The sequence below is a fragment of the Rhizobium sp. KNZ14-9A genome, assembly GCF_056755015.1.
Window position 1 is genome coordinate 2,373,180 of the sequence record NZ_JBPGXB010000002.1, and the last position, 13,032, is coordinate 2,386,211.

Annotated in this window: 12 protein-coding genes, 2 tRNA genes and 1 pseudogene; 2 read left to right on the top strand and 13 right to left on the bottom strand. The window is 61.2% G+C overall.

Annotated features, from left to right (window positions below; translation table 11 throughout):
- Positions 1-9: 9 nt before the first annotated feature.
- The 12 genes and pseudogenes from nuoG to ACR9ZQ_RS18555 all read right to left on the bottom strand — a co-directional run bounded on the left by nuoG (position 10) and on the right by ACR9ZQ_RS18555 (position 9,760).
- Positions 10-2,091 (bottom strand): NADH-quinone oxidoreductase subunit NuoG, encoded by a 2,082-nt coding sequence (gene nuoG, locus ACR9ZQ_RS18500; RefSeq protein WP_481428502.1) that lies wholly within the window; start codon positions 2,089-2,091, stop codon positions 10-12.
- A gap of 224 nt (positions 2,092-2,315) precedes the next feature.
- Positions 2,316-2,975, bottom strand: a complete 660-nt coding sequence (locus ACR9ZQ_RS18505) for a 5' DNA nuclease (protein WP_481428503.1) — start codon at positions 2,973-2,975, stop codon at positions 2,316-2,318.
- 4 nt (positions 2,976-2,979) lie between these two features.
- Complete coding sequence (nuoF, locus tag ACR9ZQ_RS18510; protein ID WP_113324443.1) at positions 2,980-4,284, bottom strand: NADH-quinone oxidoreductase subunit NuoF; 1,305 nt, start codon at positions 4,282-4,284, stop codon at positions 2,980-2,982.
- Positions 4,285-4,296: 12 nt separating this feature from the next.
- On the bottom strand, positions 4,297-5,442 hold the full coding sequence (locus ACR9ZQ_RS18515; RefSeq protein ID WP_481428504.1) for an NADH-quinone oxidoreductase subunit E: 1,146 nt from the start codon (positions 5,440-5,442) through the stop codon (positions 4,297-4,299).
- Positions 5,443-5,458: 16 nt separating this feature from the next.
- Positions 5,459-5,731, bottom strand: a complete 273-nt coding sequence (locus tag ACR9ZQ_RS18520; RefSeq protein ID WP_113324445.1) for a hypothetical protein — start codon at positions 5,729-5,731, stop codon at positions 5,459-5,461.
- Positions 5,731-6,921 (bottom strand): NADH-quinone oxidoreductase subunit D, encoded by a 1,191-nt coding sequence (locus ACR9ZQ_RS18525; RefSeq protein WP_113324446.1) that lies wholly within the window; start codon positions 6,919-6,921, stop codon positions 5,731-5,733. Before ACR9ZQ_RS18525 ends, ACR9ZQ_RS18520 begins: the two co-directional genes overlap by 1 nt.
- A gap of 67 nt (positions 6,922-6,988) precedes the next feature.
- A complete protein-coding gene (locus tag ACR9ZQ_RS18530) occupies positions 6,989-7,591 on the bottom strand; it encodes an NADH-quinone oxidoreductase subunit C (protein WP_007823880.1) in 603 nt (200 codons plus the stop codon).
- An 18-nt stretch (positions 7,592-7,609) separates the two neighbouring features.
- Positions 7,610-8,193: pseudogene (locus ACR9ZQ_RS18535) on the bottom strand (NuoB/complex I 20 kDa subunit family protein).
- Entirely contained in the window at positions 8,184-8,549 is a 366-nt protein-coding gene (locus ACR9ZQ_RS18540; RefSeq protein WP_113324478.1) for an NADH-quinone oxidoreductase subunit A, read from the bottom strand. The pseudogene ACR9ZQ_RS18535 and the gene ACR9ZQ_RS18540 overlap by 10 nt, the downstream one beginning before the upstream one ends.
- A 248-nt stretch (positions 8,550-8,797) precedes the next feature.
- Positions 8,798-8,874: transfer RNA gene (locus ACR9ZQ_RS18545), tRNA-Asp, on the bottom strand.
- Positions 8,875-8,947: 73 nt separating this feature from the next.
- Positions 8,948-9,024: transfer RNA gene (locus ACR9ZQ_RS18550), tRNA-Asp, on the bottom strand.
- A gap of 334 nt (positions 9,025-9,358) precedes the next feature.
- Positions 9,359-9,760: a (R)-mandelonitrile lyase gene (locus tag ACR9ZQ_RS18555; protein ID WP_113324447.1), complete on the bottom strand. Its 402-nt coding sequence runs from the start codon at positions 9,758-9,760 to the stop codon at positions 9,359-9,361.
- A gap of 149 nt (positions 9,761-9,909) precedes the next feature.
- Here ACR9ZQ_RS18555 and ACR9ZQ_RS18560 point away from each other — a divergent pair, with 149 nt between their 5' ends.
- Positions 9,910-10,896, top strand: coding sequence for an aldo/keto reductase (locus ACR9ZQ_RS18560; RefSeq protein WP_310382960.1), 987 nt, complete (start codon positions 9,910-9,912; stop codon positions 10,894-10,896).
- Positions 10,897-10,968: 72 nt separating this feature from the next.
- On the opposite strand, the gene ACR9ZQ_RS18565 is transcribed toward ACR9ZQ_RS18560, so the two are convergent.
- Positions 10,969-11,958, bottom strand: a complete 990-nt coding sequence (locus ACR9ZQ_RS18565; RefSeq protein ID WP_310382959.1) for a zinc-dependent alcohol dehydrogenase family protein — start codon at positions 11,956-11,958, stop codon at positions 10,969-10,971.
- Positions 11,959-12,061: 103 nt separating this feature from the next.
- Between ACR9ZQ_RS18565 and ACR9ZQ_RS18570 the strand changes: the two genes are divergently transcribed.
- On the top strand, positions 12,062-12,961 hold the full coding sequence (locus ACR9ZQ_RS18570) for a LysR family transcriptional regulator (RefSeq protein ID WP_310382958.1): 900 nt from the start codon (positions 12,062-12,064) through the stop codon (positions 12,959-12,961).
- The last annotated feature ends 71 nt before the right edge of the window (positions 12,962-13,032 follow it).

Sequence of the window (13,032 nt, forward strand, 5' to 3'; positions counted from 1 at the left end):
TTCCTGCCCTTACTCTGCCGCGACTTTGAAATTGTTGCGGGCCAATGCCGAGCACTCGGCCATGACAGCCGAGGCGCGCGCTATCGGGTTCGTCAAATAGAAGTCTTTGACCGACGACGCAAACCCGGATTTGTTCATCTTACCGGCTTTTTTCGCCAGTGCGGCAATTTGGGCGCTATCACCTTCGGCGATCTCATCGACGGCCGCAAAATGCGGGAATGCCGCATAGAGTTTGCTGCGCAATTCGCCGAGAGAATCAAAGGGAAGCTTCTTGCCGAGCACGTCGGAAAGGGCGCGGATGATCGCCCAGTCTTCGCGGGCGTCGCCCGGTGCGAAACCGGCGCGGTTGCCCATCTGGACGCGGCCCTCAGTGTTGACCCAGGTGCCGGACTTTTCGGTGTAGGCGGCAGCCGGCAGGATGACATCGGCGCCATGTGCACCGTTATCGCCATGCGAGCCGATATAGACGGTGAACTTCGCAGCCTTGGTCGAGAAGTCGAGTTCGTCGGCGCCGAGCAGGAAGAGCACGTCCATGGCCTTCAGCATCTCGGCGGCATTGGCACCCTTGGCGCCCGGCACGAAGCCGAGGTCGAGGCCGCCGACGCGCGATGCCGCGGTGTGCAGCACTGCAAAACCGTTCCAGCCTTCAGCGATCGCGCCGACATTGACAGCGAGCTTGGCGGCGGTTGCGAGAACGCCTGCACCATCCGTGCGGGTCAGAGCGCCCTGACCGATGATGATCATCGGCTTGGAAGCCTTTGAGAGGACTTCGGCGAAGGCGTGGCCGCCGTCGAGAATGTCCTTCAGCGTGTCGGGACCAGCACCGAGGTAATCATACTTGTAACGCATCTCGCCGCCCTCACCGATCACACCGATCGGGAAGCCGCCACGACGGAAACGCTTGCGGATGCGGGCATTGAGGATAGCGGCTTCAAAGCGCGGATTCGCACCGACGATAAGCAGCGCGTCGGCCTGTTCGATGCCTGATATAGTCGGATTGAAGAGGTAGCTTGCACGGCCGAACGACGGATCAAGTGCCGCCCCATCCTGGCGACAGTCGAGGTTCCCGGAACCCAGCGACTTTACCAGTTCGGACAGGGCATACATTTCTTCGACCGAAGCGAGGTCGCCGGCAATCGCGCCTATCTTTTCGCCCGACGTTGCCGATACGGCAGCCTTGATGGCGCCGAAGGCTTCGCCCCAGCTCGCCGGCTGCAGGCGGCCGTCCTTGCGGACGTAAGGGCGGTCGAGGCGCTGCGTCTTCAGGCCGTCCCAGACATGACGGGTCTTGTCAGAGATCCACTCTTCATTCACCGCCTCGTTGACGCGCGGCAGGATGCGCATAACTTCGCGGCCGCGGGTATCGACGCGGATCGCGGAGCCGACGGCGTCCATGACGTCGATCGATTCGGTCTTGTTCAGTTCCCACGGACGGGCCGTGAAGGCGAAGGGCTTGGAGGTCAGTGCGCCGACCGGGCAGAGGTCAACGACGTTGCCCTGCAGCTCGGAGGTCATGGCCTGCTCGAGATAGGTGGTGATTTCAGCGTCTTCGCCGCGGCCGATCAGGCCGAGTTCGGAAATGCCGGCCACTTCCGTCGTGAAGCGGACGCAACGCGTGCAGTGAATGCAGCGGTTCATGACGGTCTTGACGAGCGGGCCGATATACTTGTCTTCGACGGCGCGCTTGTCTTCCTGATAGCGCGACGTGTCGATCCCGAAGGCCATGGCCTGGTCCTGCAGATCGCATTCGCCGCCCTGGTCGCAGATCGGGCAATCCAGCGGATGGTTGATAAGCAGGAATTCCATCACGCCTTCGCGGGCCTTCTTGACCATCGGCGTGTTGGTGAAGACTTCAGGCAGTTCGCCGTTCGGGCCGCCGCGGATATCGCGCACGCCCATGGCGCAGGAAGCCTGCGGCTTCGGCGGACCGCCCTTGACCTCGACGAGGCACATGCGGCAATTGCCGGCAACCGACAGACGCTCATGGAAGCAGAAGCGCGGAACTTCAGCACCGGCCTCTTCGCACGCCTGAATCAGCGTGTAATGATCCGGAACTTCGATCTCGTTACCGTCAATCTTCAGTTTTGCCATCGTCACTCAGTCCTGTTTCCCATTCGCCGGGCACCGGCAAACAAACCTATTTTTGCAACATCCATATTGCCAAGACAGACATTTCGTCCGTCCTGGCGCCGGAATTGCCCAAATTCTCTTTCGCTGGTTCCGAGACCCGAAACCCGCCATCGGCACCACGACCCGGAGCCCCTGCCCCGTCGATCGATATGCCATTCTTCCGGCCATCGCCTGCGGCCGGAAACCTATTTCTTCCTACGACCCCGTGTCGCCAGGACCTTGGCCTGGCCAACCCAGTCGTCACGCAGGATGCGGCCATCGAAGCCGAGTTCGGCGTCCAGGCCCGCAACGTCGGCCTCGCTCCATGCCGCAATATCGGCAAAGGTGCGGATGCCTCTTTTGTTCAGCACCTGCTCCAGCTTCGGACCGATGCCGGCGATCAGCTTCAGGTCGTCAACCTTCCTGGACCTTGCGGCCGGCTTCGCCTTGGCAACCGTCGGCTTTACAGTTTCTACCGTCGGGGCCCTGGTGGAAACCACCGTCAGCTTCGGCTTTACAGCCTTGCGAACCGGCATAGCCGTTTCAGCCGGGCGGCGAATATTCTCCGGACGGATGGCCATCTCAGGCGTTTCTTCATCCGGCGGCGTTTCGTCGAGCGCTGCGGCTGCCATGTTCGCCGTCTCGAATGCTCCCTGCAACGCGCCGAAGAAGACGCCGGCCATCTGCGTGGAAATGCCGAAACCGATCGCCGTGGCTGCGGCAAATGCCGCAGCTTGATGCGCCATCAGCGGATGAACGGGCATCGCACGCGCATTTTCCAGCATGCCGGCAGCAAGACGGCCGAAGTCAGCCGCGAAATCGGCTGCCCCTTCTCCCACCTTGCTATCGGATGCCTTGGTCGTCATGCGCTTACTCTGCCGCCTCCAGAACCGCACCGTGATCGAGCGCACTGGCCGTATACTGGTCGATGCGGGCTTCGATTTCCGGACGGAAGTTACGGATCAGACCCTGCACCGGCCATGCGGCGGCATCGCCGAGCGCGCAGATGGTGTGGCCTTCGATCTGCTTGGTGACCTGGAACAGCATGTCGATTTCGCGCTTCTGGGCGTTGCCGCGTGCCATACGCTCCATCACGCGCCACATCCAGCCGGTGCCTTCGCGGCACGGCGTGCACTGGCCGCAGCTCTCATGCTTGAAGAAGGCCGAGATACGGGCGATCGCCTTGATGACGTCGGTGGACTTGTCCATGACGATCGAGGCGGCCGTGCCGAAGGAGGAGCCGACAGCGCGCAGACCGTCGAAGTCCATCGGGCAGTCGATGATGTCCTTGGCCGGAACGATCGGGCACGATGCGCCACCCGGAATGACGGCCAGCAGGTTGTCCCAACCGCCGCGGATGCCGCCGGCGTGCTTGTCCACCAGTTCGCGGAAGGTGATGCCCATGCTCTCTTCTACGGTGCACGGCTTGTTGACGTGACCGGAGAGCATGAAGAGCTTGGTGCCGACGTTGTTCGGACGGCCGATGGACGAGAACCAGCCGGCACCACGGCGCAGGATGGTCGGGGCAACGGCGATCGATTCGACATTGTTGACCGTCGTCGGGCAGCCATAGAGACCCATATTGGCCGGGAATGGCGGCTTCAGGCGCGGCTGGCCCTTCTTGCCTTCAAGGCTTTCGAGCAGCGCGGTTTCTTCGCCGCAGATATAAGCGCCGGCGCCGTGATGGACGAAGATGTCCATGTCCCAGCCGAGCTTGTTGTTCTTGCCGAGAAGGCCGGCATCATAGCATTCATCGATTGCGGCCTGCAGCGCTTCGCGCTCGCGGATATATTCGCCGCGCACATAGATATAGGCAGCGTTGGCGCCCATGGCGAAGCTTGCGACCACGCAGCCTTCGATCAGCGTATGCGGATCGTTGCGCATGATGTCGCGGTCCTTGCAGGTGCCGGGCTCCGATTCGTCGGCATTCACGACGAGGTAATGCGGACGGCCGTCGCTCTGTTTGGGCATGAACGACCACTTGAGACCCGTCGGGAAGCCTGCGCCGCCACGACCGCGAAGGCCGGAAGCCTTCATCTCGTCGATGATCCAGTCACGGCCCTTTTCGAGGATCTGCTTGGTGCCATCCCAGTGGCCGCGGCTCATCGCGCCCTTCAGGGATTTGTCCTTGAGGCCGTAGATGTTGGTAAAGATGCGGTCTTTATCTTCTAACATGCTTCACACCTCTTACCGCGGCTTCTTGCCGAAGACCTTGATATATTCCGCTTCGCCGCCCTTGGCGAGCGCCTTGGCCTGCTTGACCCAGTCATCGCGCTCGATGCGGCCGCGGAAATTCAGGAAACCATCGACCCATTCGCGTTCGGCCTTCTTCCAACCCGCGATCTGCGAGAAGGTGAAAATGCCGATTTCGTTCAACGTTGCTTCGATCTTCGGACCAACGCCGGAAATCATCTTGAGATCATCGGGAGCGGCGGGCTTTTCGATGCCGGCCGGGCAATTCTTGTCGGTCAGCGACGGCTTTACAACGGCTTCAGCAACAGGTTTCGGCGCGGGTTCGGAAGCAGCCGTACCGGACAGCGGCTGAACTTCGGCAGCCTTCGCGTTCTTGGCCGATGCCTTGGGAGACGTTGCCGGCGTCTTCAGCGACGCGTTGGTCTCTGCATCGGTGCTCTTCGGGCGAGCGGCCTCGGAGGGCGGAACCGGCGCGCCGTCGACAGGCGCGGCAGCCGGGGCCTTCTTAACCCCAGTGCGGCTGACAGCAACATCGTCCAGCAGGGTCGTCGGGCCACCTTCGGGTGAGGACAGGTGACGGTCGATCTGCGGGCCGACCTTGACGCTCGCCCCATTTCCTGCCGCGAACGTATCGATGATTTCTTCCAGGCGCTCCGGCGTCAGATCCTCGTAGGTATCCTTGCCGATCATCACCATCGGAGCGTTGACGCAGGCCCCGAGACATTCGACCTCTTCCCAGGAGAGCGTGCCCTCGGCGTTGCGCTCGAACGGATGCTGGTGGATCTTGCTGCGGCAGACCCCCATCAGCTTTTCCGAACCGCGCAGCATGCAGGGCGTCGTGCCGCAGACCTGCACGTGAGCGCGGGTGCCGACGGGATGAAGCTGGAATTGGGTATAGAAGGTCGCGACTTCGAGGACACGGATATAGGCCATGTCCAGCATGTCGGCGATCTTTTCGATCGCCGGACGGGTGACCCAACCATCCTGCTCCTGCGCACGCATCAACAGCGGAATAACCGCGGACTGCTGACGGCCTGCGGGATATTTCTGAATCGTCTTTTCCGCCCAGACCGCATTTTCATCGCTGAAAGCGAATGCGGCCGGCTGGAATTGATCTTCGGCTAATCGACGAACGGACATTCTTCCTCACGCCTTGTCAGTTTAGCGTTCCACACCGCGAAGCAGTCAAAGACTGCATTTCACAGGCATAGGCCGACTGGTCTTTTTGCATAAACACCACGAACTTGCCGCCATTCGGCACGGCGGCCTTGATTTGATAGCCCTTGGACAAAAGATCGCCCATGGACGATTGCTCTGCCGGCGGCTGCGCTTCCTCATGGCCCAGCGGCGTGCCGAGCTTTCCGGCATCCTGCGCAAAGGCGGAGGAAGCCGAAAGAAGAAGTGCGGCTGCGAGCGGCAGAGCCTGCATCAGCGGTCCACCTCGCCGAACACGATGTCGAGCGAGCCGAGAACGGCCGCGACGTCGGCAAGCTGGTGGCCACGGCACATGAAGTCCATCGCCTGCAGGTGTGCATAACCCGGAGCGCGGATCTTGCAGCGGTAAGGCTTGTTGGTGCCGTCGGAGACGAGGTAGACGCCGAACTCACCCTTTGGCGCTTCGACGGCAGCATAAACTTCGCCGGCCGGAACGTGATAGCCTTCGGTATAAAGCTTGAAGTGGTGGATCAGCGCTTCCATCGACCGCTTCATCTCGCCGCGCTTCGGCGGAACGACCTTGCCGTCGATCGAGGAGAACGGTCCCGCCTTGGCATCACCGAGCAGGCGGTTCACGCACTGCTTCATGATCTTCACCGATTCGCGCATCTCGATCATGCGGATCAGGTAACGATCGTAGTTGTCGCCGTTCTTGCCGATCGGAATGTCGAACTCGAGATCCGAGTAGCATTCATAGGGCTGCGCGCGGCGCAGGTCCCAGGCAGCGCCCGAACCGCGCACCATGACGCCCGAGAAGCCCCAGGCCCAGCAATCTTCCAGCGAGACGACACCGATATCGACGTTACGCTGCTTGAAGATGCGGTTGCCGGTCAGAAGGTCGTCGATATCGTCGAGCTTGCCCGGGAATTGGTCGCACCACTTGCCGATATCCTGCACGAGCTCTTCCGGCAGGTCCTGATGGACACCGCCCGGACGGAAGTAAGCGGCGTGCATGCGTGAGCCGCTAGCACGCTCATAGAACACCATCAGCTTTTCGCGCTCTTCGAAGCCCCAAAGCGGCGGCGTCAGCGCACCGACGTCCATGGCCTGCGTCGTGACGTTCAGCAGGTGCGACAGAATACGACCGATTTCCGAGTAGAGCACGCGGATGAGCTGGCCGCGAATCGGGATCTCGATGCCGAGCAGCTTTTCGACCGCCATCGCATAGGCATGTTCCTGGTTCATCGGCGCCACGTAGTCGAGGCGGTCGAAGTAGGGAACGGCCTGCAGATAGGTCTTGGTCTCGATCAGCTTTTCGGTACCGCGGTGCAGCAGGCCGATATGCGGATCGACGCGCTCCACGATTTCGCCGTCAAGCTCCAGCACAAGACGCAGAACGCCGTGCGCTGCCGGATGCTGCGGCCCGAAATTGATGTTGAAGTTACGGACGTTATGTTCGGTCATGGCGATGGGCTCGCTTTTTCAGGTAGTCAGTGAACAGCAGGCTTTCGGCCCGCCACACGCCTCAAACTTACTGCTTCGCCTTTTCGTCGCCCGGCAGCACATATTCCGTGCCTTCCCAAGGGGACAAGAAATCGAAATTGCGGAATTCCTGCTTCAGTTCGACAGGTTCGTAAACGACGCGCTTTGCCGCATCGTCGTAGCGAACTTCAACGAAACCGGTCGTCGGGAAGTCCTTGCGCAGCGGATGGCCTTCGAAACCGTAGTCGGTCAGGATCCGGCGCAGGTCCGGGTGGCCGGTGAAGAGCACCCCGTACATGTCCCAGGTCTCGCGCTCGAACCAGTCGGCGCCCGGATAAACGGCGCAGGCGGACGGAACCGGCGTATCCTCGTCGGTCGCCACCTTCACGCGGATGCGCAGGTTCTGCTTCGGAGACAGAATATGATAGACGACATCGAAGCGCAGTTCGCGCTGCGGCCAGTCGACGCCGCAAATATCCGTCAGGTTGACGAAGCCGCATTTGGCGTCATCGCGCAGGAAGGTCAGCAGCGGAATAAGGTTATCGCCAGTCGTCGTCAGCGTCAGCTCGCCATATTTGAGCTGTGAGGCGGCAATCAGGTTGCCACGCGCTTCCGAAAGGTACGACGAAAGCTCAGTAAGGGCTTCGCTCATAATTCTCTGTCCTTACCCTTAGCGTTCGATCGTGCCGGTGCGGCGGATCTTCTTCTGCAGCAGAAGCACGCCGTAAAGCAGCGCCTCCGCCGTGGGGGACAGCCCGGCACGTAGATATCGATCGGCACGACGCGGTCGCAACCGCGCACGACCGAATAGGAATAGTGGTAGTAGCCGCCGCCATTGGCGCAGGAGCCCATGGAGATGACGTAACGCGGCTCGGGCATCTGGTCGTAGACCTTACGGAGCGCAGGCGCCATCTTGTTGGTCAGCGTGCCGGCGACGATCATGACGTCGGACTGGCGCGGCGAGGCACGCGGGGCGAAGCCGAAACGCTCGACGTCGTAACGCGGCATGGAGAGCTGCATCATTTCGACGGCGCAGCAGGCAAGACCGAAGGTCATCCACATCAGCGAGCCGGTACGGGCCCAGTTGATCAGCTCATCGGTCGAGGTGACGAGAAAACCCTTGTCGGCGAGCTCGTTGTTGATCTCGCCGAAGAACGCGTCGTTGCTGCCGATCGGCTTGCCGGTGGAGGGATCGATAATCCCCTTCGGCTGCTGCGCTACGAGCGTCTGATTGCTAGCGGGGGCTACTCCCATTCCAGGGCTCCCTTCTTCCATTCATAGATAAAGCCGATGGTCAGCACGAAAAGGAAGACCATCATGGACCAGAAGCCGAACCAGCCGATGGCGCCGAAGGAAATGGCCCACGGGAAGAGGAAAGCGACTTCAAGGTCGAAGATGATGAAGAGAATCGACACGAGATAGAAGCGGATGTCGAACTTCATGCGAGCGTCGTCGAATGCGTTGAAGCCGCATTCATAAGCCGAAAGCTTTTCCGAATCGGGCGCCTTGAAGGCAACGGCAAACGGCGCAATGAGAAGCGCCAGGCCGATAACGAGCGCGATGCCGATGAAGATAGCGATCGGAATATAGGAACTGAGCAGTTCAGTCATCATGTTCATCCCTGCTTGCGGGCGGCGCCTGGCGGCGCAACTGGGCAAATGCCCGGCAAGCGAACGTGCGTTGCAACAAGCCGTGGTTAGCGCAGCCGGAGCCCCGGCGCAAGACTTTTACAGAAGCTATTCGAACAGCGTGAGACGGACATTATCAAGCAGATGCAACGATGTCGCGACAAATCCGCAAATGTCGTGGAAGGCCGCATGGCTGACCCTCGGAAACTGCATGGCTTTTCGGAGATAAATGGCGCGAGTGACGGGGCTCGAACCCGCGACCTCCGGCGTGACAGGCCGGCACTCTAACCGACTGAGCTACACCCGCGCATTGGACCTTTCGGACCGTGAGGATACCACGCAACCGGACAGACGGCGTCAAATTGACGCCTGCTTTGAAATGGCGCGAGTGACGGGGCTCGAACCCGCGACCTCCGGCGTGACAGGCCGGCACTCTAACCGACTGAGCTACACCCGCATTCTTTCAAGCAATCCGGTGCCTGAGCACCTTCTCCAAACGGGCTGGCCGTTGGGATGAGCGGCTAACTAAGGGGTTCGCCTTTTAGTGTCAAGCAGGTTTGGAGACAAAACCATGACAGTCCTGAAATTGTTTCGGAAAGCCTTCTCGATCCTCCCGGCAAATCGGCGATTCTGCTTTGCCTGCGGACCTCATATCCGTTGCGTCAGGTTTTCCACAAGCAGCCCGCACGGATGCTGCGGAGATGCCTGAAACGCCTCGGCCCGCGACAGAGCTTCGCAACGGAAGCTCGAATCGCATGCGCTCTCTCAGAGCCTGAAGTCGGGCAGCCGCCTCAGGCCTTGCCAGCATATTGCTCGTCGCTGACCTGCTCCAGCCAGTCGGCGACGCTGCCGTTCAATGCTTCCTGGATGGCGATATGGCTCATGGCGGTCTCGGGGCTTGCGCCATGCCAGTGCTTCTCGCCCGGCGGGAACCACACAACATCACCCGGGCGGATTTCCCTGATTTCCCCGCCCCATGTCTGAGCGAGGCCTCTGCCTGACGTAACGATCAGCGTCTGCCCCAGGGGGTGCGTATGCCAGGCAGTGCGCGCGCCCGGCTCGAAGGTCACGTGAGTGCCCCGCACGCGCGCCGGCTCCGGCGCCTCGACGAGCGGATCGAGACGAACTGAGCCGGTGAAATAATCGGCCTGGCCCTTCGTGGAAGGGCGCGAGCCTGTAGCCTTGATATCCATGATCTTTCCTGTTCTTCCGTCGTCTGCGGTTGAAGCCGTCGTGGACAAGGATATTTGATCGCAGCAGGCGATCCAAGCGCCATCGGCAATTGCCGCCCTACCCGGCGCCTGCTACTGCGAGGGCCTTTCATCACGAACGGAGGATTTCCATGAAACATCATGCTTTTGGCCGCCTGCCCTTTACCGTCACCGATGTGGGCTTCGGCGCCTGGCAGATCGGCGGCTCCTGGGGCGATGTCAGCGAAGCGGACGGCCGCGCTGCCTTGAATGCCGCGCTCGACGCCGGCATGACCTTCATCGATACCGCCGACGTCTATGGCGACGGCCGTTCCGAAAAGATCATTGCCGAAGTGCTGAAGGCGCGCGGCGGTGAACGCCCGATGGTCGCGACCAAGGCCGGCCGCCGTCTGAACCCGCATGTCGCTGATGGCTACACCAAGGCCAATCTGGAAGGCTTCATCGACCGCAGCCTGAAAAACCTGCAGGTCGACAGCCTCGATCTCGTGCAGCTCCACTGCCCGCCGACGGAAGTGCTCTATCGCCCGGAAGTCTTCGCAGGTCTGGACGAGCTGCAGAAGGCCGGCAAGATCAAGGGCTACGGCGTCAGCGTCGAGAAGGTCGAGGAAGCACTGAAAGCGATCGAATATCCCGGCGTCGTCAGCATCCAGATCATCTACAACATCTTCCGCCAGCGTCCCGATCATCTGTTCTTCAGCGAAGCCCGCCGCAAGAACGTGGCGATCATCGCCCGCGTGCCGCTCGCCAGCGGCCTGCTCTCCGGCAAGATCACCCGCGACACGAAGTTCGCAAGCGACGACCACCGCAACTTCAACCGAAATGGCGAAGCCTTCGATGTCGGCGAGACCTTCTCGGGCGTGCCCTTCGAGGTCGGCCTGCAGGCCGTCGAGGAAGTACGCAAACTGGTGCCGGCGGGTGCGAGCATGGCCGCCTTTGCGCTGCGCTGGATCCTGATGGCAGAGGCCGTCACGGTCGTCATCCCCGGCGCACGCAATGCCGAGCAGGCCAAGGCCAATGCGGCCGCCGCCGATCTTGCGCCGCTCTCGGCTGACGTCATGGCGGCGACACGCGAGATTTACAAGCGACTGATCGCACCGCATGTCCATCAGCGCTGGTAGGCCCTGACTGATTGCTCAGGCCCGGCCGGCCAAGACGGCCGGGCCTGATCTATCCATCCGGCCCGTGCTGGATCACACCGTTACGACAATCTTGCCGAACTGCTCGTTCGATTCCAGGAAGCGGTGCGCCTCGACGATCTGCTCGAAGGGGAATGTCCTTGATATGACGGGTTTGAGAGCACCGGATGCGAACCCTTCCAGAATAAACCGCTTTGCCGCGTCCAGCCGGGCCGGATCGCGGGTGATTTCGTGAACGAGATAGCCGCGCAGCGTCAGACATTTTCCGAGCACGGCAGGCAGAGGAAAGGGCGTCGGCGCCGAGCTCAGTCCGCCATATTCGATGAGAATGCCGCCCGATGACATTGCTGCCGTCAGCGGTCCGAAGATCGGGCCTGCCACGGCGTCGAAGACGACCCGCACACCGTCCGCCCCGGCGATTTCCCTCAGCCGCATTTCAAGGTCCTCCTCCTGCGATGCAATGACATGCGCGGCACCGACATCCTGCAATGACTGACGTTTCGCCGCGGTCCTCGTGATCGCGATCGGCGTGGCACCCACCATGTTGACGATCTGGATCGCAGCAAGCCCCACGCTGCTCGATGCCGCGGTAACGGCAATGAAATCACCCTTCTGCAGCCGAGCAATATCGATAAGAGCGCCATAGGCCGTGAGATATTGCATCCAAATCGCGGCTGCCGCCACCCAGGAGAGCGACGGCGGGTGCCTGACTACGTATTCAGCGGGAAATGCGACCAGTTCGCCATAAGCCGGTGTGCGCACCATGGAGATCGGCGGAATGATGCTGACGCCGTCACCCGGCGCAAAGCCATCCACGCCCTCGCCTACCGCCTCGACGATGCCGGCCGCTTCGAGGCCCAGGCCAGATGGCAGAGGCGCAGTCTCGATGTAGTTGCCGGACCGAAGCAGCGCCTCGGCTCTGTTGATGCCCAGCGCCTTGACGCGGATTTGAACCTGCCCCGGCCCGGGTGCCGGCACATCTACATCCTCGATGCGAAGAACCTCGGGACCACCCAGCTCGTGGAAGCGGATTATGCGTGCCATTTCGATCGACTCCAAAACAATTGAACCGAATGAGCTATGACAAGCGGACTGCAGAAGATAAATTGGCCAGAAAGCAAGACAGAAGAAACCATGGGTTTGCAATATGGATCGTCTCACCAGCATGACCGTCTTCGTGAAGGCTGTGGATCTGGGCTCGTTTGCGGCAGCGGCAGCAGCACTCGGCCTATCTGGCCCCATGGTCGGCAAGCACATCCGCTTTCTTGAGGAGCGATTGGGGGTCAGCCTTATCAGCCGGACGACACGCCGCCAGAGCCTGACGGATTTCGGACGCGCCTATTATGAGCGCTGTCGGATGATCCTTGCCGAGACGGAAGCGGCGGATGCGCTCGCGATCGATCATCTTTCCGAACCATGCGGCAAGCTGCGTGTCACCATGCCCGTGCATTTTGGGCGTCATTGCGTGCTTCCGGTTCTGATCGAGCTTGCAAAGCGATATCCGAACCTCGAACTCGATCTGTCGCTCAGCGATCCCGTTACCGATCTCGCCGATGACGGTTACGATCTCGCGATCCGGACCGGCGAACTGGCAGACAGGTCAGGCATTATCGCGCGCCGCGTCGCGCGCCAGCGCATGGTGGTCTGCGCCTCAGCGAGCTATCTCGATGCGCATGGTAGACCTGAGCAGATCGAAGATATCGGCAGGCACAATGCGATCATCTACGCACGCTCTGCCCGCTTCAGCCCATGGCTCTTCCCGCATGGCGACCAGCCTCCGGTGGAAGTTCGGCCGAACAGCCGATTGCGGCTCGACGATCTCGATGCGATTGCAGATGCGGCAACGGCCGGCATGGGGCTTGCCTGGCTGCCTTACTGGCTCATCCGCGACCGTGTGCAGGCTGGAGCGCTGGAAGTGCTGCTGCCGGGTCAGCCGGAGTTTCTCTATGACTGCCATGCGCTTTGGCTGCAGACACCGCACCTGCCGCTCAGGATCCGTCTTGCCGTCGACGCATTGGCGGCCGCACTGCCCAAATTCATGGTCTAGGTCCGTCGGGTCGTCAGTGTGATTGAGCCAAAGAAAAAGGCCGGGCAAAACCCGGCCTTTCCATTTCGCGG